This is a genomic window from Ignavibacteriota bacterium (assembly GCA_016713565.1).
GTDB lineage: Bacteria > Bacteroidota > Ignavibacteria > Ignavibacteriales > Melioribacteraceae.
This window is the reverse complement of sequence record JADJOX010000007.1, coordinates 1,524,551-1,547,490: the sequence shown is the minus strand read 5'-3', so window position 1 is coordinate 1,547,490 and position 22,940 is coordinate 1,524,551. Positions and strand designations below refer to the sequence as shown.

Here is a 22,940-nt window from a genome sequence, read left to right as displayed (position 1 = left end):
GGATTCAACTAAGTAAGGTATCTAATTATTCCACTTTCATTGAATAAACAATAAGAAGAATAAAATAATATACAGATAAGAAAATAATTTAAATTATTTAATTTTTAAAGAATTTCTTAAATATAATTTACAGTATGTATTTTAAATCACATAAAATCTCATTTAATTTTGTATTTTTCAATAAAGGACGAATTGTCCATTTATTTGTATTTGCAAACTTTTACAAATAAATTCAAATATTTAGCGGCATTATTTATTTAGGGAGAAAATTTTGAAAAAAGATATTTCATTTTTATTGTTGCTAATCATCCTTATTAATATTTTATGTCTTAAAAGTATCATTGCTCAAACCTTTAATGGTAATGTAATACTAACCACACAATCAGAAGTCAACAGTTTTGGTTCAGAAAATTATGTAAACATATCCGGTAATCTTAAAATATCAGGATTAGATATTAATGATATATCCTCACTTTCAACACTTAATTTTATTGGCGGAGATTTATTTATAAGTGATAATAGTTTACTTTCAAATTTGAACGGGTTAAATGGAATTGTTACAATAAATGGAAATCTTAAAATAAATAATAATGCAGCATTAACTGATTTAGATGGATTAACCGGCATTACATCTGTAAACGGGTATCTTTATATCAATAATAATTCCGCCCTTTCAAGTTTACTCGGATTATTAAATATTTCTTCAATAAATGGATACCTAGAATTGTCCTACAACAATGCACTATTAAATTTAGATGGGTTGGGTGGAATAACTTCAATTGGCGGCTATCTTACTATTGCCAGCAATACAATAATTACGAATTTAGATGGGCTTAACAATATTTTATCAGTTGGAGCTGATCTTTCGATTACAACAAATCCTGAGCTATCAAATTTTTGCGGACTTTATAATTTACTTAATTCTAATGGTTTAACTGGAATTTACACGGTTTTAGGGAATGATCAAAATCCTACGATTCATGAAATTATTGAAAACTGCGGTTCAATTTTAATTTCGGCTAAAATTTTTTTGGAGGGTCCATATTCTTCATCTGATTTTTACATGAACCAAGCGTTAAGCGTTCCCTTAAATTCTCCTTATAGCCAAGATCCACAAAGTGTTTCATCAATTGGAGTTGATGTTGTAGATTGGGTACTTTTGGAATTAAGAAGTGCCGAAGATAAAAGCAGAATTATTTCAAGCAGGTCAGCATTTTTGTTAAAAGATGGAACTATTGTTGATCTTGATGGAACAAGTCCGGTTACTTTTGATACACCAAATATAAGATATTATCTAGTCGTTAAACATAGAAATCACCTTGCCATAATGAGCAATTATGAAATTGATTAAATATTCTTTGGTTCAGAATATTTTAGTTTACCTTCCAATAAATATCATAAGAAATAATTAATGTTTAATTTCATAATTTTAATTATTTAAAAAAATGTAGATTTTAATATTATATTTGGTTTCATATAATGTTTTTTTTAGAAAGAACTTTCTTAATGAAATACGTACATTTTTTAGTTAATATTACTCAAAATGAATATAATAATTTTATTAAAATATTCTTTCTAATTTTTATTCTGGTTATTGATTATTCACTATTTGCGCAAGAAATTTATATCCGTGCAAACCAATTGGGTTATTTGCCTTCCGATAAAAAGCAAGCAATAATATTCACAAACAGCAAAATTGATAATACCAAATTTACGGTAAATAATTTTTACACAGGCGATAATATTATAACTGATAATTTAAAATCGCCAATCGGATCATATGGAAAATTTAAAAATTGTTATAAAATTGATTTTTCAAAAATTAAATCAGCGGGTAAATATTATATTGAAATAAATGGAACAAAATCATACACTTTTTCGATTAACAATTATATTTATAATAATTTAGTTGATTCATTATTGACATTTTTCAAAATACAGCGATGCGGCTTTAATGAGCCTTATCTCCATGAATTTTGCCATTATTATGACGCAACAAAATTAATATTAAACGGAATTGAATTAGATGGAAAGAATGACCTTACTGGAGGATGGCATGATGCTGGAGACTATTTAAAATTCTTAAATACAATTGCTTATACATCTTATACATTGCTGTTTTCTTATGATTTTGATAACTCTAAATTTAGTAAAGATCAAAATAATAATGGATTACCGGATATATTAGATGAAGCTAAAATAGGAATTAATTGGTTAATTAAGGCAAACTATAATGATCAATATCTAGTAACACAGGTCCAGGATTTACAAGATCAACGTGTAGGATGGAGACTACCTGAAAACGACCCCTTAATTAATAACCGCCCTGCCTATTTAGGAATTGGAAAAAATTTAATTGGAATATATTCCTCCGCTTTAGCATTAGCGTATAGAATTTTCAACGAATTTCCGGATGAAAATGATTTTGCGAATACTTGTTTAGATATTGCGGAAAAATTCTATTCTTTAAACCCCAAATCGCCAGATATTTATCGGACTCCAACAGGACATTATGAGGATTCTAAATATCTTGGAAAATTATCACTATCCGCTATTGAACTTTATTTGTCGACTCATAAAAATAATTATCTTGTAGATGCAAAAAAATATGCTAATGAAGCAGCCTCTGATTTTTGGTGGAGCTGGGGTGATATAAATTCATTTGCTCATTTCCGTTTAGCAAAAATTGATTCGTCTTTTAAGAAATATATTTTTTCAAATCTTAAACATTTTAGAGAATTATCCAATAAAAATATTTTGGGAGAGGTCATTAACGATGCTTGGGGCACGAATAACACAAATTTAGGCGTAGCTCTTCAAACAATACTTTGGCAAAACATTACAAATGATTTCACTTTTAACGATCTTGCAATTAAACAGCGGGATTATATTTTAGGTAAAAATCCATGGGGAATAAGTTTTATTTATAATATCGGAAGTAAATTTACAAAACATTTTCATTCACAAATTGCATACTTCAATAATGGGAAATTACCCGGAGCGCTTTCGGCAGGGCCGATAAGTAAAGTTAAATTATCCCAATATAATATTATATTGGAGAATTCTAATGATCCGTATGAAGCATTTCAGACTGATGAAGTCATTTATCAAGACGATAGAATGGATTATATTACAAATGAACCCACAATTACGGCAAACGCCACAGCTGTTTTTGTTTTCGCTTTTTATTCAAACCGATAAATAAAATTATAATTCAACTTTAACTTCTTCAGTATACTCAGAATAATATCCATCTATTGTATATGACCTGATTCTGTAAAAATATATAGTACCACGTGTCACTGCTGAATCTTGATAGCTTGTTTTATTTGCTCCCGCAATCCCTATCTCTACAAATTTCTTATCAATGCCGCTTCTTTCAATTCTTGTTTCTATATCAAAGATGCTATTATCAATCCAATTTAATTTAACGGTATTATCATCACTATTATAGTTTGATGTAAAATTTGCAGGAGGATTTATATCATGAATTAACGTAGCGACTGTAACAGTATTAGAGTAATTTGATAATCCAAATTGGCTAATTGCTAAAATACGATATGTGTATTCGGTTGAAGGAAATAATCCTGCAGTATCAACAAATATTGTATCATTGGCATTTGCCAAACCAACTTCTACATATTGAGTACTACTTGAAATTTTTCTTTCAATTTTAAAGGCAAGCTCATTATTTGAATTATCTTTCCAAATCAATTTAATCCTGGACGTACCATAAGCAGTCGCTCTGAGATTGGTAGGATGATTTATTTCACTAGCTGCATCTGGTATTGTTGAGACTACGTTTGATTCGGTACTTCCGGAAGTATTTGTAGCTTTCACAATATAAGTATATGTTAAAAGTGACGATTCAATTGTATCATTTGTACTGACAGAATTTTTCGGTAAATCTTTAATATGAATAAAGGAACTTGTATCTGCTTTACGCCAAAGTTCAAAAAACAATTCGTTATTTGATTGATCAACCCAATATAGATTGTAAATTCTATTTGATAATCTATTCAAAATTAAATTAGTTGGCGGTTTGGGCGGTAACCTTTCTTCACTAATTAAAATATTTGTTTCTTTTTCGGTTGTTGTTTCGTTACCGGATATATCAATAACTTTTATATAATATGATATTCTTTCGCTAATTTTGTTTTTATCAAGCTCTAAAAAAATACTTGTGTTTGGCGCATTGGGTATTTGTTCATATGTTTTAACTAAAGAATCATTTACGAATAGCTCATAATATTCTACACCATTATCATCAATAGCTTCATAGTATATTGGTGTTTGTCCAACAAAAATCGTATCATTTGAAGTTGGTGAAAAAATTGTAATAATCGGTTTAGTTTCATCAGGCGGAGGACCGTCAACCGGATTAACACATTTGCTAATTATAAAAGCTAAAAAAAAGTAAACAAGTTTATTTTTTATATTCATTTTTTTGTCTTTGCAAAAATTAATTAAATCGCAAGCTCATCAAAATCAATAAAATATGAATTTGATTCACCTGCTTTTAGGTCTTTTAATTTAAGGTGAATTCTTTTATTATCTTTATCAAAAACGAATTCGGGAATTTTTGTGCCGATTATTTCTGAAGTTATTTCAAGATTCTTTATTGATTTATTAATGTCTATTTGAATTATAAGGTCATTTATAACAAAATCACTGGGATTGGTAATTAAAAATGAAATTCTACGTTTACTTATTTCATTAATTCCTACTTCAATTGAGTTTTTAGCAATCCACCAATTTCTTATTTCATCACTTTTGGCTAACCAAATATTTTTACTTTTTAAATATTTAAACAAATCATTTAAAATTACCGAATAATCATTAGTTGATAATATATTGGATTGTATATTCAGATTGTATAATCCCCCTTCAAATATAACTCTATCAATATCATCTTTATATGTAGATAATTGATATTCAAGATTATTAATTCCAAAATTAGAATTTATTTCACTGGATGTGTAAGCTGTTTTATTAAATGTTATTATTTGCTTGTTACCTTTAATTAGAGAATTCGGAACTGACTTATTAAATAAAGAATCACTCACCAAAGTTTTATAACCAGCCGCAATTAGCGCATGTACTGTATTCTCATCATACATTCCATATAAAGGCATTGCGTTATTTATAGGACGTTCTATTATTTTTTCTAAAATAGCTTTTGAATTTTTTAATTGTTCATATTGTTTATTATAATCATCTAGGTGATAAACAATATTGTTGGCAGAAACTAAATTCCCAAGCGGGACTAAAGCTCCTAGTTCTCCATTTTGGGATAACATTTTTACTTGAAGGACATTTTGCTTTGCGATTTCAGAATCAATATAAAAAGTCATTGGCAAAGATTCTTTGTCTATGTATTTTAATATATTATCTTTATTTGATAGATCGCTATTTACATTTACGTTAATGACTGACGCTGCTTTATAATTTCCCGGCCAATCTTTTACAAAAATTATTGGTTTTTTATTAAGCCAGCTAATTATGTTATTAAAAAATTTGTCAAACATTATATATTCTTCTTGTTCACCATGAACTGAATTTATATCGAATCCCATCCAAACAAATCTGCCTTTACCATAATTGCCAAAAACTGAACCTGCCATCTCTTCTGTGTTTTCAGTAACAAAATGATTATCTGACCTAAAATTATTCCAAAAACTAATCGGCTGAGTTCTAGGTTCCAGAACTTTACAAGCCATTGGGTTGTCCCAAGTGGCAATTCTTAAAGAAAATCCGGAAGGAATTCCTGCGGTTATAGGAATATTACCTCTAAATGTTTGCTTTCTTGTTTTTTCAATAGAAGAAAATTCGTTTATAAATTTTATACCAAAAACTTCATTGAAAAATTTCCAGCCTCTCCATTTACCTTCTCTATCAAATGTTGCGGTAGAATTAGTCGCAAAAATATTCCCGCCATTTTCTAAATATTGTTTTATTCTAATTATTTCAGTATTGCTTAAAGCTTTTGCCGATGATAATATAATCAAGTTGTATTTTTTAAAATCTCCATTTTCAATTGTTTCATCTCCAATTACATCTAAGATAATCCCGGACGATTCTGCAAACTTTTGCCATGTTTTAATATTATTTTCATACCAGTTACTTTCATCATTAAGCAATGATTTACTATACTCAGAAAGTAAAATTGCAGCTGAATAATTTGAATCGCTTTGAAAAAATCCATTCGTTTAACTGAATCAATAATATCCAAAAGTTCAAAACGTCCATAAATATTTAACAAAAGCAAATAGATAGAAAAAATCAAAATAAATATGGATCCCGAGCCAATAAAAATTAGTGAGATTAAATTTATACGAATATTCTTTTTAGCTGTTATCTCCAAACTAATTCATTCCCATTGTTTTGATCAAAGCTTTTAGATTCAGCATTAATATGTTCTTTATTACTATTTCCTCCGGGATTGTTTGACGTAAATTTCTTATTATCAAAGTCTCCATTTTCCGGAAGATAAAAATAATTTGGTGCTACTAATTCAGCTTGAAACGCTTTGGGGTGAGTTTGCATATTAAACCTTCCCTTTCTTTCTCTAATTTTATAGAGAATGTATGCTGCAATTGAAAAAATAAATGTTGCAATTGATGCAACAAGCACAATAAATGCAAATACCGGTATTAATTCCATAAGTTTTCCTTTTAGTTAGATTTTAAAGTACCAATTCTATCAAGTTTACTCCATGTCATACGCATGCCTAGAAATTCTTCAATTGTCGCGGCAGCTTTTGTTATATCAATTAGAAAAATGAAAAATATTCTATAAATTATAGCATAGGGAATCAGCCTTAGCTCTTCAGCTTCAACGGCAATACAATAAATTGCCGAAATAATATCTAGAACCGCTATTATTGCCCACCAAAGTGGTATTAAGCTAGACATGCCGAAAATTATTGCCACTGACATGAAAAATAAATGTGCAAAAATATTCATTGTAGGCCAAACTATAGCTTCATAAAACATAGACCATAGTATTACAGAACTGCTAAAATTTAGGAAAGGATTATATAGAAATCTTTTATATTTTCTTATTGATTGAAGTATGCCTCTGGTCCATCGATATCTTTGTTTAAGTAATTGATAAATACTTTCAGGAGCCTCAGTATAACCAATGGCATTCATCTCATATATAACTTCCCATCCGGCAATTCTTAATTTTAAGGTCAAATCTGCATCTTCCGCAAATGTATCATTAGAATACCACCCGGCTTGTATGATAGCTGATTTTCTAAAAATTCCTACTGGGCCTGGTATAATATTTATTATGCCTAAGTAACTTTGTGAACTTCGAAGCATATTCAAACCTTCAATGTATTCAAGCGACTGCAAATCGGTTAAAATTTTATTTCGGTTTAATATTTTTACATTACCCGCAACTGCACCTAACTTTTCATTTTTAAAGTGCCTCATACTGACTTTTAATGTATTTGGATCGATATGAGTATCTCCATCCATACACAAAACAAAATCAGCTTTTGAAAACTGTATCCCAGTATTAAGCGCGCTTGCTTTTCCACCGTTTGGTTTATTTATTAAACTTACCATCACTTTTGAATTTATTCCGGAATGCACTCCTACTAATTGATTACACTTTTCAATAGTATCATCACTTGAACCGTCATTTACAATTATTATTTCATAATTATTATAATTAAGCTGAAGAAGTGATTTAATTGAATCCTGTATGATCGTAGCCTCGTTATATACGGGAACTATTATAGAAACAAATGGATTATAATCTTTGGTTTGCGTCAATGTATATTTTGTTACAAAAAGAAAACTTGTAATTAAAATTCCGAAATATCTAATAAGAAGGATTGAAAGAAAGCCCACTAACGCAACAATAGAAGAGTAAACTAAAAAACCACCAGCTGACATTTTAACATACGGAAATGTATAATAAATAATTAATGTCAGCAACATGGAAATAAAAAATGTCCTGTATGATAACCTAAGCATTCCTTCTGCTCTATTAACGTTTTGATTTGTTATTCCAATGTTGGAAAACACAATATTTTTTTTACTTTTTTTATCAATCATAATTTGAATTGTTTTGGGACTAATTGTCCAATTAAAAAATAAAATGAATTCAAGTAACGCTTAGTAAACTCGCCAAAATAAAGTTAAAGCGCCTGAAAAATAGTTGTAACTAGATGAATATCTGTATGAACTACCGACTGTAACTTCTAAATTTAGAATTAATCTGCTATAAGGATTATAATCTATTTTTCCCTCTATCTCACGAAGTATTGTATTATAGTTAGGTATATATCCAATTTCAGCTCCAAGTGTTATTTTCAAATTATTTGTTTGATCATGTTTCCATTCCGCCCATAAACTATGAGTATCCAAATTTTGCGGTGAATAATAGAGCCTTTGAGTCATATTGCTATATGGAACAAACGGTGAATCATATTTATAATTTGTATAACGTGACTCATATCCAAAAAATGTTTCGTCTAGTAATTGACTTCCAACTCGTAGCTTGAAATCATTACCAACATTACCATCCGTAATAGTGATGTATTGAAAATATCCGGATAGCCTTAATTTTTTACTAGGTTCAAAAAAACCGGAAAATTTATAAATATTTACATTTTTACGAATTTCGAGCAAATATGGTGAGTTCAATACTAATGCCGCGTCTGAATGTTCAAAATTAATTTGGGTCGAATAAATAATATTATCCCCAAATGTCAACATTGCTGTACTTGTGCTTCTTCGGGGTTGATATAGTGAATTTATTGCTCCTATGCTTCCACTTAATTGTAATTCCTCAAATATTTTTAAAAACAAATTACCCTTAAAGGTTACAAACTTTCTCTTTAGTATTGAAGAAAAAAGATTTATATCAGAGTATGATACTCCGCCGTAAAGTATTTTTGCTATTCCAACTTCAAGTCTACCGCCAATATTATTCAGACTAAAATCTTGATTATCAGAGTAATGAATGACTGATGGCGCGAAACCAATTGGACTCGGAAAATCTGAAAATAAACTTGTAAAACCTGTCTGTGGCATAAATTCCATTCTATCACTTATCATTTTAAGTATTTTTTCTTCGTTAGTATTTTGCAGCACTTCAGTATAAATAGAATTTGCCATATTAAACTGTTTTAAGTTTTGATACGCGTCTCCGAGCAATACTTTACACTCATAATCATCTGGATTTTGAATTGATAATTTTTGAAAATCTGAGATAGCTTCTTTGTAGTTTTTATTCCATAAAATATTTTTAGCTTTCAATTTGGCAACATCATAACTATAATGATCTTTTAGAATATTATCATACACTTCAATTGATTTTTTAATATTATTGACTCTAAATTGAAGATCTGCATATTCAAGCAATTCAGATTCTGTGGGATTTGTCGCTGAAAAATATTCCTCAAACTTTAGAATAGCATTTTCAAATTCACCTTTTTGAGCAAATTTTCTTCCATCTTCAATTAAAGAATATATTATTTTTTCATTTAAGGTCTTTTGATATTCAATATAAAGTTTCTCTACATTTTTCAACTCTTTATTTTGCGGATCAATTGATTTTGCCCACTCAATATATTTTTCTGCGTTAGTAATATGATTATTTTGTATGTATAGTGTTGCCATTGATAAAATTACTTCAATACTTTGATTACCTGCTTTAATATTATTTTCTAAATATCGTTCTGCCAAATCCAAATGAGAATTACTCCAAACGAGTATTTGAGCTTTAAATTCTTGATACTTCAGATTAGCTGGATCTTGGAGTAATAGATAATCTAATTGATTAGAAGCTTCTTCAAATTCTCCTTGCCAGGAAGAATATTTGGCATATCTAAATCTAAGATCATCACCATCCTCAACATCCGATAAGTTAAAATAATTTGAAAGTACCTGTCTAGCATTCTTATAATCATTCATCATCGCATAATAATCTGCTAACCGTGAAGTTAATTCTTTTTGCCTTGGATTTATGCTTAGTTTTGATTTATAATCTTCAGTAATGAGGCTAAAAACACTATCTCTTTTTTCAATAAGTGCTTTTCTATAAATACTGAATTTGGGAATTGCAATCGTATCACTTACGACAATTTGAAATTGATCAAATGCCTCTTCATATCTTTTTACTTTAATTAATTCATCTGCCATTTCTAATCGCGTTTTATAGTCTTTCGAATTAGCTATTAATTTGGATTTATAATTTTCAATTTTATTATCAGTTACATTAACATTCTTTGTTTTAGCAATTTGTTGAGATGAAATATTTTGAGATCCAAAGTAGCCTTTCGATTTGGATTGTTTGAAACCATCTTGTGCATCTTTTAGATTTGGATTATTTTTTAATATTTGGGTAAATATTGTTTCGGCTTTATTAAAATTGCCTAGCCAAAGATTGAAATATCCATACTTAAGATTGATCTTTTCATCATAAGGATATTTTTTAGAAAACTCCTCAAATTCTTTTTCACCTAATTTTATTTTATTTGATTGGGCTAATAATTCACCATATCTGATTATTATTTGTGTAGAAGGTTCAGATGAATCAATATACTTTCTATATAATAAGAGAGATTTTTCAATATTGCCTTTATCAACATATAGTTCTGCTAAAATTGGCAACTTATTAAAGTTGTTTGGTCTTACCGATAATTCTTTTTCAAGTTTACTAATATCATTATCTATTTCTAAATTCCATTTTTTTTCAATCTCAATTAATTCATTATTTACACTATATTCACTTGGCTTAATCTTTACAGCTTTTCGTAAATCTTCAACGGAAAATTTTAATTGCGACCTTTTTTCATAACAATGTGCACGAAGCACATAGGCATCAAATGATTGGGAATTTTGCTCAATAATTTCATTCAACATATTAATGGCTTCCCCAAATCTTCCTGCTTGGAAATGCCTCTCAGCTTCTTTCTGAAGTAGTTCTGAAGATTGTTGCCCAAATAAACTAGAATATGAAATACAGATAATTGCTGCTATTTTATAAAGCCCAAAATAATGTGCTTTTGTCATAAATGATAATTCTTTCCACTAAGAGTCTCATCTAACCAGTGATTAATTTATAATTTAGAAAGAAGAAATTTTTAAGTTAAATAATATGATTCAGAAAATTCTTTTTTAACAATTTCGCTTATTAATTTTGCTCTTTGTGATACTGGCTCGCTTAATGTAAAAAGAGCTTTTATTTTATAATAATTCAGGAATAAAGATATTTTTTTTGATACCTTTTCTAATAAATCTAAATCTGAAAAATTTAAAAAAGGCGTTATTTCGTCAAGAACAATTTTATTTGGTTTAATATTTTCAATTGGCTTAAAAATACCTAACAAAATATGCATCAAGTTTTTATCTTCAATACTGCTTGAATTGTAATTTATTTTAGGGGCTTCATATATGAAAAGATTATTTAGTTGCTGCCAATTTTCGCTTGTACCAATAGATGAAATTCTTTCTATTAAATTATTTTTATTTGATGAAGTGTAGTAAATACATCTTTCTTCTTTTATATTTTTAAGAGCATAATTTATTGTTTCTCTAGTCTTCCCGGAGTTTTTGGGTCCAATTAAAATTAGGCTTTTAACATCATAATTATTCGAATTGAAGCTATTCAATTTCCCCCTTAAATAATACATTTAAAATTTAAATGTATTTAATTTTTTATATCGATATAAAAGATATAAAAATCTTTTATAAGACATATTGTCTAATTTAATATTATATAATACTTAAAACAAATAAAAAATGTTATATAACAAATATAAATTAGACTTGAAATCTTATTAAATAGTCAAATGTAGCAGTTTTAAGATAATATCAATGTGATTCAAATCAAAAAAAAATGTAAAAATGTTTTATTTGATAACAAAACTATTTTTTTACTTTACATACTTGGTTGTAATATTATATACCCCATTCACTCTATATTATCATAAAATTGGTATCAAAATTCAAAATATATACCGAGTGTTTTAAGTCTTATAAAATTCATAATATTCGATCAAAAAGTATTAAAATAAAAGTTGTTCTTGAATATTTTAAAGTCTCAAAAAAAATTGACCTATGAATAAAACTTTGTACTTAAACTAATTATTCATGTGGAAGTTATTTTATTGAATTTTATTCGAAAAATTTAAAAATTACTTAATATAACATCACAATTATTGATTTTTAGATAAATAAATTATTTTAAATTTTTATATTTTTTAAAAACAGAAACATATTGATGACAACTAAGATCGTCTTTATCATAATTTATAAAGTCTTTATGTATTTCTAAATTATCAATATTAACATAAAACATTTCTTCACAAACCAAGTCAAAACCTGAATCAAAAAAATACTTTTTCCATTCTGAAACCTGCACTCTGTTTATATAAAATATTGAATTTTCATAGTAGTTTTTCCAAAATACATTTGAAATATTTAAATAATTTTTAAAATGAGTTTTATTCTTATCTTTATAATGATAGTGATCTCCCATATCTATAATATGTACTAAGTACCCACCCGGTATTAAAATTCTATTCATCTGTTTGAAATATTCTTTCAATATTTTTCTATCAATATGTTCAAAAACAGCACAACTAAATATGATTTTGTAATAATCATTTTTTAGACCTCTTAAGGAACCATTCGGATTGATAATATAATTATAGTCCAAAATATTATATACTTCATCAAATGAATTTACTTCAGAAAGAATATTGAGAATATTTTTATTAACTAATTTTTCATTTTCCTCTGTTGTTAATTCAAATGTTAATTGTTTCATCACTTTTTTAAATGTATTTATTTTTCTATTATCCCAAACGTCAAATAAATCAATTTTAACATTATTAAATATTCTGAAAAATGTCGCGTACCAATGCAGCCATCCTGTTCCCAATTCAAGTAAATTATCATTCTCTTCAACTTTACAATATTTATGAAATAAAAAGTTTATTTTGCGGCCTTGACTTAAATAATTTTTTGTTAATCCTAAATTTGTTTTTGTCCTTTCCCCTATTTTATTGCCTAAATATCTGTAACTTTTTCTTGTTAATGAATTTGTGTCAAATAATTTATATAAAATTGGATAAATGAAATTATATTTAAACATTTTAGCTCCATTCTAATTTTTATCATATCACCATTGCTTATGTTACATGAAATGAATATTATTTTTAAAACACAATTTTTCATTCGGGTTCCCAATAGAGTCAATAACTGATTTTTATTAAAAGCATGAATATATTATTAAATTAACAAATTATTGAAACTATTACTATTATAATTAATTGATCAATGCTTATAGTATATATTTAAATCAGTCGATTCAAAAAATGTTTGACCAAATCCTTGACACTTTTTAATTAAATAAATAATATAGTTGACCGAGGGTATAAAAAAATTGCATATTAAAAATCAAAAATTGTGAATTTAAATTGTTTATTTTATATAAAAATATATATAGTGTTCGTTTTCTATTAAAAACTTTTTTAAATCTTTGTAACCTTTTCTATTCTTTACAGTCTTAACTTTTGAAAGACAATTTCACTTTAGTTTACATTATATTGAATCATGATTTATTTTGGGAAAGGAAAAAAATGAAGAAAATATATTTACAAATGATTGTTATATTTTTGTTTTTCGTTCGGTTAAATACACTTACTTATTCACAAACTCTTAATTCGAAAATCGATAGCCTGCTTGAAGAAAAGTATAAACCAAATGATCCCGGCGCCGTTTTTTTAATTTCTAAAAAAGGAAAGATAATTTATCAAAAGGCTTTCGGTTTAGCTGATATTGAAATAAACTCGTCAATGAAAGTGGAAAGTGTTTTTGAAATAGGATCTATTACTAAGCAATTTACCGCAATGGCAATTTTGATGTTATATGAACAAGGTAAATTAAAATTGGATGATGAAATCACTAAATTCATTCCTGATTATCCTACAAACGGTAACAAAATTACTATTCATCATTTGCTTACTCATACTTCGGGCATTTGCAGTTTTACCGATATGAAATCAATTAACGAAATATCAAAAAAAGATCTGACTCCCGTTGAGTTAATAGATTTCTTTAAAAATGAGCCGATGGATTTTAAACCGGGAGAGCAATTTAAGTATAACAATTCCGGTTATGTAATATTGGGGTATATAATTGAATTGTTAACGGGCAAATCTTATGGTGATTATATTGAACAGAATATATTTCAAAAGATTGGAATGGAATCTTCAATTTGTGCCAGTCATAAAAAGATTATTAAAAACAGAGCCTCCGGATATCAAGACAAAAACGGATATATAAATTGTACTTACATTAGTTTTACCATTCCTTATTCCTCGGGATCATTAATGTCAAATGCCGAAGATATGTTTAAGTGGCAGCAAGCAATAAGGAATAATCTTTTAATCTCAAAACAAACGACTGAAAAAATATTTAAGAATTATAACTTAAACAACGTTGAAAAGATAAATTACGGTTATGCGTGGCATATTAAGGAAATTAATGGTGTTCCGACAAACGAACATGGCGGAAGTATTTTTGGATTCAAATCAATGAGTGTATATATTCCAAGTGAAGATATTTATGTAATTGGTTTAACGAATTGTGATTGTAATTCGCCTACACAAGTAACAAGACAAATTGCGGAACTTGCTTTAATGATGAATTGAATAAATAAATATTGGCTATGTAAAATATTATTTAAAATATTTGGTAATGAAAAAGAACATTACCATATGGAGAAATTTTAACCTATGGTTAAATATGAGACTTATTTTGCAATGATTAGATAATTAAGTCAATTTACGTTTCTCTCAGCAGCTATGTAGATTTAAATTGTGTTGGATTTAATACTGGAAGATAAACATTCTTCAGAATTGTACCTTCTGTTTTAGCCGCAAGAATTCCACGAGTGGTAGATAACGAAATACTTAAAAGAGTTTGTATAAATTGATCTGGAAGATGAAATATATTTTTATCATTTCATCAATGAAATTTGGCATAACAAGAATTATTTCCTATATTTGAAACAGTTCCAAAAGTTGTCTTATTACCATAACTCGCCCAATGGCGGAGGTTGTTTGAAAAAACACGGGTGTAAGAGAATTTTTGGAATTTTTAGTTTAAACCAAAATCAGAAGCTTTATCCTTATCAAAAATATTTCTTTTAGAATAATAATTGGTTCTTCCACCGCCACGTGTTGTATAATTTGCAGTATCATAGAGATCAATAATTAAATTATATTTATCTATTAAAGCATTATAAAAACGTTTCTCATCAAACCTAATATATCTCTGCAGTGCCCATAACATATAGTCAATAATGCTCATTTCGGGATAATGATTTGAAAGCACTATATCGCATTGGTATGAAATATCAATTGAAACATTTCTGCGCGCATTATCACGTTCAATTGCACGAGCAACGGCTTGAGAAAAATTTGCCATTTTGGTTTCTTGTCTTTTTGCAAGAAAGATCTGATAGTGAAATTCTCTATTATTTAAGCGATCTTTAACTAGGTGATATAACAAATCAAAATAAAATTCTGAAGGATTTGAATGATGTGAAGTTTGGAAACGATTTAAATCTTTGCGACCAATTACAATATATGTTTTAAAGTTTTCAAGATTTCTAATATGATTTATAAATTTTGATCTAATATCTGGATGATCTTCAATTGCATGAAAAAACCAACCAGGCTTTATAGAATGCAAAGTGTTATAAAGCGGATCAGCTTCAATTTCTTCTTTGAGAGTTAAAATTGACTTTCTAAGAGTTTTCCTTTGTTCAGCAGCTATCATACCAATTAAAAGTAAAGGTTGGTAACCAGTGGTACCAACTAATAATTTTTTTCTTTTCGCAAAGAAATTGGGGTCACCACTTTCATCAATAAAGAAATACCTTTTATTTAATTCATCATTAATCATTAACTACAAAATTACTGATTTATATTTAAAACTATAAAATTAACTTTATGTTAAAAAAATATATAATTTTATAATTATTTATTGACACTTTATACATATCTTTTTAATTTGAAGTTGTGAACATTAAAACAACAGAATTAAAATGATGTGTTCTTATGGGACATAAGAGATACTACTGTATGCCACAATATTTGCAGGCTTTCTACTTAGGTATTGTACCTGAATATTTTAAAAAATAAATTATTAAATTTATTTATTTAAGTTATTTTAGATAATAATTTGTAGTTTTGTAAATAAAGGAATGTTGTGCAAAATTATATTGAATTAAAAACGTTAAAAAATGCTGAGCTTTTGTTACGATTTTGTATGATGGTTACATTGATTATAGCAGGCATTAGTAAATTTTGTAGCCACGGTTCTTTTCACGATTACTATTTACTGTTATTTACAAAAGATAGTCTTAGAATTCAATTACCTTCAATAATTTATAATATTGCTCTTACAATAATTCCATACATAGAAATATTAATTGGTATGGGTTTATTTTTAACAAAATATAGACTCGTTTTTATTGTTATCTGGGTTTTTTATTTTATTTTTCTGGAAGTTGGACATTATATTTTAGAAGAATGGTTGTCCGTTGACGCCATGATTCCTTTTGTTTTATTAGGAGTTGCGGCATATATTCTTCCTGCGCATGAAAAATTAAAAAATATATTAACCAGTTAGGAATATTACTGTTTGTTTTACCCAAAACGTTAGAATCTTTTGACGTGAAAACAAATTTCATTATAAATTACATTTTTAATTTAATTTACCAAGTTAAATCTAACTTAACAAATATTTTAGATTTATAAGTTATTAACTAAAATAACATATCAAAATATTCAAAAATGAAAGGTTATAATAATTATTAACAAATAGTTTTTGAAATGATAATTTCAATAATTGAAAATACATAATCTTGCGGTGATCAGAAGCAATTTAAATATTATTAAAAATATATATAAAGTTATTAACTAATAAATCATTTTAAGTCATATATAATTTTGATATTACTTAGCAATAAATTATTATTTAATATATAATATTATTAATTAAACTATTTGATTTTTAACTATTAGAATCTCATTCTTTCCGGCTTTATATCCATTGACCGCGTAAAAGATTATGAATAAATAACACATCAGCGGAAGAATATAAGAAAGATGAATACCGACACCAGGCATATCGGCAAGAACACCTTGAAGCAAAGGGAATATTGCTCCGCCAACGGGAGCCATTACCAAAATTCCCGAAGCTTTTGTCGTATATTCTCCTAAACCATCAATTGCCATGGCAAATATATTAGACCACATAATTGAATTAAAAAGACCGACCGCCAGCATTGCCCACATTGAAACAAAACCATCGGTCATTATTGTAACACCAACCAAAATAAATGACATTACAGCGGCAACCAGTAAAACTCTTTGTGCGCTTATCTTTTGCAGAATTGCCGAACCTACAAACCTGCCAACCATAAGTCCGCCCCAATAAAATGGAATATATGTAGCTGCGGTCTTTTCTTCTAATCCCGCGATATATGGTTCACCCAAAAAATTAACAATAAAACTACCTATTGAAACTTCAGCACCAACATATAATGCAAGAGCAATAACGCCTAAACGTAATTGTCTGAATTTAAGGACATTCCCTTTTACAACATTTCCCTTATCTTTTATAACCGTTGGCAGTTTAACAAAGGAAAATATTCCCGCAACTAAAAATGAAAAAAGTGCTAAGCCTATATATGGAGTTTGAACGGCAGCAGCTTCTTCCACTATTGTAGAATAATTTCCTAAAATTAAAAATGCACCTATGTATGGAGACAATGTTGTTGCAAGTGAATTAATCCCTTGCGCTAAATTAAGTCTGCTTGAAGCAGTTTGTGATGGTCCCAGTATTGAAACATAAGGATTTGCAACTACTTGCAAAAAAACATTACCCGTTGCCATTGTAAATAAACCCAAAAGAAATAACGGATAAGAAATTATCCACGAAGCCGGTATAAATATTAAACAGCCAAAACCAACTATAATTAGTCCCGACACAATACCATATTTATAACCGATTTTTCCAATAATAATACTTGCCGGAACCGACATTAAAAAATATGCACCGAAAAAGCTAAACTGTATAAGCATTGTTTCCGTATAATTCATATGAAACAATCCTTTGAAATGCGGAATTAAAATATCATTTAACGATACAATTGCGCCCCATATAAAAAAAAGAGATGTCATTAACGCAAATGCTATTTTAAGATTATTTCCCTTTTTTTCCGGTGTTTCCATTTTAACTCCAATAATTTTATTAGAACCAAGATGACTAATTTTTCCGCATGAAATTTATATATTAAAAAATCAATTACCGCTGCCCCAATTTTTATTCGGGCGGTCTCCCATATAAAGTTTTAATACGCCGCCATTTACAATATCCGAATGTTTTAAGAATGCTTTATTTAATTCCTTTCCGTTCAATTCAGCCGATTGAATATATTTATTTTTCTTTGAACAATCCTTGGCAATAATTGAAAATGATTTTCCGTTGGGCAGTTCAATTTCAATATTTTCAAAGAAAGGGCTTCCGATTGCGTATTCATCACTTCCAGGAGTAACCGGAAAAAATCCCATCGCGGAGAAAACATACCACGAGCAAAGTCCGCCGCCGTCTTCATCGCCGGGAATTCCAAGCGGTTTATCGTCAAACCACATATCAAAAACTTCTCTAACTCTGCGTTGTGTTTTCCAAGCTTTTCCTGCATAGTTATATAAATAAGGAATGTGCATCGAAGGTTCGTTTCCGGCAACAAACATTCCGTTTAATCCGGTAGCATCGGGAAATTGGCCCATGAACATCCATTTTGATCTGGGCGTTTCATTAAATAACGCATCTAGTCTATTTACAAATTTATCTTCACCTCCCAACAATTCAATTAATTTGGGAATATCTTGCTGAACGCTAAAGTTCCAAGTCCAGGCGTTATTTTCAGTATAATACATTCTTCCGCCGTAACCGCTGGACAGTTGCGGATCAAACGGTTCGATCCATTTTCCATTTTTATCTTTAGGTGCAAAAAATCCGTTTTCCTTATTAAATAAGTTAAGGTAATTTTCCGAACGCTTTAAGAAATATTCATAATCCGAATTCTTATTCAATGACTTAGCAAATTGTGCCAAACACCAATCGTCAAAGGAATGTTCAAGAGTAACGGAAACAGCCTGACGTTTCTCAAAATTATCAACAAGCGGTTCTGTTTCAATTTCGTTTTCACCTATTGCGGGGAACCAACCGTTTTTTACATAAAAACTATCCAAGGAACACATTGATCCGCTTCTCCACGGAACCATTGTTGCTTTAGTAGCGTTTTTTATCAAACCTTCATATGCTTTTTCAATATCAAAATTTCTAATCCCTTTGTTGAATGAATCCCAAAATAATGGCGCGGAATGAAAACCGATCATGGCGGAAAACTCGCCGGAAAATTGCGGGAATCCCGGCAGCCATCCGCTTTGTTCATACATTCTAACATAAGATTGTATCATATCCGCTTGCTGAGAAGGATTAAGAATTAACATTAACGGATGTAAACTTCTATATGTATCCCAAAGCCAGTCATCAACGTAAAAAGGACGACCTTCATCATTATGAATTTTTTTGTCGAATCCGCTGTAATATCTTCCGTATTCAGAAATATTTATCATCCTTTCCATACTTCTATATAAAGATGTATAGAAAATTCTTTTTTGTCTTTCGGTTCCGCCTTCAACTTTAATTTTACTTAATTGATTTTCCCAGATCTTGTAACTTTCATTTTTAATTTCTTCAAAAGTTTTATTGGATGTTTCTTTATAAAGATTTTCTTTCGCTTGATTCTCATCAATAAAAGAAATGCCAATTCTAATTTCTATAGCTGAGCCGATATTGTTAAAATTGAAAAAGGCGCCAATCCCGGTATTTGTAACAGAATCCGCATTTATAATTTTTTCATCTTTATCAAAAAGACCATAATTATCAAAAGGCAAATTTATTTCCGCATAAAAGTACTGTTTGGATTCTTTGGATTCTTCCCATCCTCTAAGTGTATTTTTGCTTAAAAATTGGAAATGTGCTTTTGCGTTTTGGTTTGAACGAAAAATTATATTCTTCTCTTTATTGGAATCAAAATTAAATCTATATATTGCGGTTCGTTCTGTAGTAGTCCAATCAGCGGAAATATTATAATCTTCCAAAATAATTTTATGATGCCATGGATGCACTTCTTCAAGATCATGATCATAAACGGAAGCGTATTCATTTCGATTTAGAATAAGTTTTCCCGCTGTAGGCATAAGCTCCGTAACATATCCGTTTCTATAAGCGGGCATATTAACCGCAAATCCATATATTTTATCGCTCAAATAGCGATCGTTCAGCCTTGGTTTAGTTATTGGAAATACTCTAACCATTGAGTTCGGTCTGTGAACGGTCGGCACTTTTGTTGTTAACAATGTCGCCACACTGCCTATGTTTGGATCAACAAATTGCGTAATATCCTGAGTTGTGCAAGAATTTATAACACTAAGAATTATTAAAATAGAGTAGTTGAATAAATTATATTTTTTCATAGTTCTTTATTTTTTATTAGATAATTCATTTGAAAATGAGTATGGAAAATCTTCTTTATTAATTCCTCTTTTTAAGTTCGGCGTTTCGCTCATTTCAAAATTTAAATTTCCGCCTTTCATAATTTGATCATGAGTAATAAAGTTTTTTGAATAATCCATTTCATTCAATTTTGCGTTTTTCACGTAAATTTTTTCTTTTGAATTATTTTCTGCCGAAACAACAAATTTATTTCCATTTTCCAAATGCAAAGTAACTTTATTGAATAACGGCGAGCCTAATACATATTGATTTGTTCCGGGGCAAACAGAATAAAATCCGGCAGCCGACATAACATACCAAGCCGAAGTTTGTCCGTTATCTTCATCACCGCAAAGTCCATCCGGGAACGGATTATATAATAAGTCCATTGTTTCTCTAACATGTTCTTGAGCTTTCCATGGTTCTCCGGCATAATTATATAAATAAATAACATGCTGAATCGGTTGATTTCCGTGTGCATATTGTCCCATACCCGCAATCACCATTTCTGTAATTTCATGAATTTGCGAACTATAATAAGAATAATCAAATGTTGGAGGCGCCGAAAAAACAGAATCCAACTTTTCGATAAACTTTTTATTTCCTCCCATTAAATCGATCAATCCTTGAGGATCATGAAATACGGACCATGTATAATGCCATGCACAGCCTTCGGTAAATGCGTCTCCCCATTTATCGGGTCTAAACGGAGATTGAAAATTTCCATCCTTGTTTCTTCCTCTCATAAAATTCGTGGAGGTATCAAAAATGTTTTTATAATTTTGAGCTCGTTTTGTAAATAGTTCAATTTCATTCTTGGGTCTATTCAATTCTTCGGCTAATTTCAATATTGTAAAATCATCGTAGCTATATTCCAGAGTTCTTGCGGCATTTTCATTTATATGAACATCGTAGGGAATGTATCCTAGTGAATTGTAATATTCTGCACCCAGTCGTCCAACTGATGCCATAGGTCCTTCAGAAGCTGTATTTTTTAAAATTGCTTCATAAAGAGTATTTATATCATATCCCCTAATTCCTTTTAAATAAGCATCCGCGATAATTGATGCCGAGTTTGAACCTATCATGCAGTTTCTGTGACCAGGACTTGCCCATTCCGGAAGCCAGCCGCTTTCTTTGTAAGTATTAACTAAGCCTTCCATAATATTTTTACTTAAGCTGGGATGCATAATTGTAATAAGCGGAAATGCCGCTCGAAAAACATCCCAAAATCCGGCATCGGTAAACATATAACCCGGCAATACTTTACCGTTATAAGGACTGTAATGCACAACGTTATTATTTTTATCGTATTCATAAAAACCACGCGGAAAAAGCATAGTTCTATAAAGCGCTGTATAAAATGTTTTTATTTGGTCTTCGGTTCCGCCCTCAATTTCAATTTTTCCTAAACCTTCATTCCAAACATCTTTAGCTTTAGCACATGTTTGTTCAAAAGAATCATTTCCTATTTCGCGTTTAAGATTTAATTCTGCTTGTTCATAACTTATAAATGATGATGCAATTTTAAAATTTACGATTTCGTTTTCCGATGTTTTAAATTTCAATACAGCTCCAACATGATCACCGGAATCTTCTAATTTATTTTTCTGTATCTTAGAATCATTCCACGTAAATGCGGAATCAATTTCTTTATCAAAGTATATTACAAAATAGTTGTGAAAATTTTCCGGAACTCCGTCGCTATTATTTCTGCAATAACCAACTACTTTTTTTTCCTTCGGAAATATTTTCACATATGAACCTTCGTGAAACGCATCTATAAGCAAATATGAGTTATCTTCTTTAGGATATTTTATATTAAATTGTGCCGATCTTTCTGTTGGTGTAATTTCAACCCAGACGTTATAATCTCCAAGATATGTTTGATAATAATAAGGTTTGGCTATTTCTCTTTTGTGAGTGTACCACGAGGCTCTTTCTTCTTCGTTTATTTTTAATTTACCGGTAACTGGCATTATTGAAAAGGCGCCGTAATCATTTATCCACGGAGAAGGTTGATGAGTTTGTTTGAATCCAACAATTTTATATGCGTCATAAGTATATTGCCAGCCGTCACCCATTTTTCCGGTTTGCGGTGTCCAAAAATTCATTCCCCAAGGAAGCGCAATTGCCGGATATGTATTACCTGTAGAAAGTTTATGCTCCGAATCGGTTCCGACTAAAGGATTTACAAGATCGGCATATTCTTTTTTAATTTTTGTATCATCTTTAATTCCGCCCGTAATAGCAAAATTAGTTAGTATAAAAAACAGTAAAAGCATTCTCTTCATTTTTTCTCCGTTCAATTTAAAGCTGAATTATAATTGT

15 protein-coding genes are annotated in these 22,940 nt (G+C 29.3%); 4 read left to right on the top strand and 11 right to left on the bottom strand.

What is annotated here, in order from left to right; translation table 11 throughout:
- Positions 1-271: 271 nt before the first annotated feature.
- A complete protein-coding gene (locus IPK06_14090) occupies positions 272-1,351 on the top strand; it encodes a hypothetical protein (protein ID MBK7981107.1) in 1,080 nt (359 codons plus the stop codon).
- Between the two features lie 155 nt (positions 1,352-1,506).
- A complete protein-coding gene (locus IPK06_14085) occupies positions 1,507-3,201 on the top strand; it encodes a glycoside hydrolase family 9 protein (GenBank protein ID MBK7981106.1) in 1,695 nt (564 codons plus the stop codon).
- 6 nt (positions 3,202-3,207) lie between these two features.
- On the opposite strand, the gene IPK06_14080 is transcribed toward IPK06_14085, so the two are convergent.
- The 7 genes from IPK06_14080 to IPK06_14050 all read right to left on the bottom strand — a co-directional run bounded on the left by IPK06_14080 (position 3,208) and on the right by IPK06_14050 (position 13,122).
- The gene (locus IPK06_14080; GenBank protein ID MBK7981105.1) at positions 3,208-4,443 is read right to left on the bottom strand and encodes a hypothetical protein; all 1,236 of its coding nucleotides are present in this window, start codon (positions 4,441-4,443) and stop codon (positions 3,208-3,210) included.
- A gap of 23 nt (positions 4,444-4,466) precedes the next feature.
- A complete protein-coding gene (locus IPK06_14075; protein ID MBK7981104.1) occupies positions 4,467-6,140 on the bottom strand; it encodes a beta-galactosidase trimerization domain-containing protein in 1,674 nt (557 codons plus the stop codon).
- A 214-nt stretch (positions 6,141-6,354) separates the two neighbouring features.
- On the bottom strand, positions 6,355-6,663 hold the full coding sequence (locus tag IPK06_14070) for a hypothetical protein (protein ID MBK7981103.1): 309 nt from the start codon (positions 6,661-6,663) through the stop codon (positions 6,355-6,357).
- 11 nt (positions 6,664-6,674) lie between these two features.
- The gene (locus IPK06_14065; GenBank protein MBK7981102.1) at positions 6,675-8,072 is read right to left on the bottom strand and encodes a glycosyltransferase; all 1,398 of its coding nucleotides are present in this window, start codon (positions 8,070-8,072) and stop codon (positions 6,675-6,677) included.
- Between the two features lie 60 nt (positions 8,073-8,132).
- The gene (locus IPK06_14060) at positions 8,133-11,036 is read right to left on the bottom strand and encodes a tetratricopeptide repeat protein (GenBank protein MBK7981101.1); all 2,904 of its coding nucleotides are present in this window, start codon (positions 11,034-11,036) and stop codon (positions 8,133-8,135) included.
- Between the two features lie 71 nt (positions 11,037-11,107).
- Complete coding sequence (locus tag IPK06_14055) at positions 11,108-11,635, bottom strand: hypothetical protein (protein MBK7981100.1); 528 nt, start codon at positions 11,633-11,635, stop codon at positions 11,108-11,110.
- A 569-nt stretch (positions 11,636-12,204) separates the two neighbouring features.
- On the bottom strand, positions 12,205-13,122 hold the full coding sequence (locus IPK06_14050) for a methyltransferase domain-containing protein (protein ID MBK7981099.1): 918 nt from the start codon (positions 13,120-13,122) through the stop codon (positions 12,205-12,207).
- A 487-nt stretch (positions 13,123-13,609) separates the two neighbouring features.
- On the opposite strand from IPK06_14050, the gene IPK06_14045 reads away from it, so the two are divergent.
- Entirely contained in the window at positions 13,610-14,683 is a 1,074-nt protein-coding gene (locus tag IPK06_14045; GenBank protein ID MBK7981098.1) for a beta-lactamase family protein, read from the top strand.
- Positions 14,684-15,131: 448 nt separating this feature from the next.
- Here the strand turns inward: IPK06_14045 and IPK06_14040 are convergent, their stop codons facing one another.
- Positions 15,132-15,941, bottom strand: a complete 810-nt coding sequence (locus IPK06_14040) for a DUF3800 domain-containing protein (GenBank protein MBK7981097.1) — start codon at positions 15,939-15,941, stop codon at positions 15,132-15,134.
- A 306-nt stretch (positions 15,942-16,247) separates the two neighbouring features.
- On the opposite strand from IPK06_14040, the gene IPK06_14035 reads away from it, so the two are divergent.
- Entirely contained in the window at positions 16,248-16,670 is a 423-nt protein-coding gene (locus IPK06_14035) for a hypothetical protein (protein ID MBK7981096.1), read from the top strand.
- Positions 16,671-17,038: 368 nt separating this feature from the next.
- Here IPK06_14035 and IPK06_14030 read toward each other — a convergent pair whose 3' ends face one another.
- From IPK06_14030 to IPK06_14020, 3 genes are all read right to left on the bottom strand, one after another.
- The gene (locus IPK06_14030; GenBank protein ID MBK7981095.1) at positions 17,039-18,277 is read right to left on the bottom strand and encodes a sugar MFS transporter; all 1,239 of its coding nucleotides are present in this window, start codon (positions 18,275-18,277) and stop codon (positions 17,039-17,041) included.
- A gap of 69 nt (positions 18,278-18,346) precedes the next feature.
- Positions 18,347-20,590 (bottom strand): GH92 family glycosyl hydrolase, encoded by a 2,244-nt coding sequence (locus IPK06_14025; protein MBK7981094.1) that lies wholly within the window; start codon positions 20,588-20,590, stop codon positions 18,347-18,349.
- Between the two features lie 6 nt (positions 20,591-20,596).
- Positions 20,597-22,903, bottom strand: coding sequence for a GH92 family glycosyl hydrolase (locus IPK06_14020; GenBank protein ID MBK7981093.1), 2,307 nt, complete (start codon positions 22,901-22,903; stop codon positions 20,597-20,599).
- Positions 22,904-22,940: the final 37 nt, after the last annotated feature.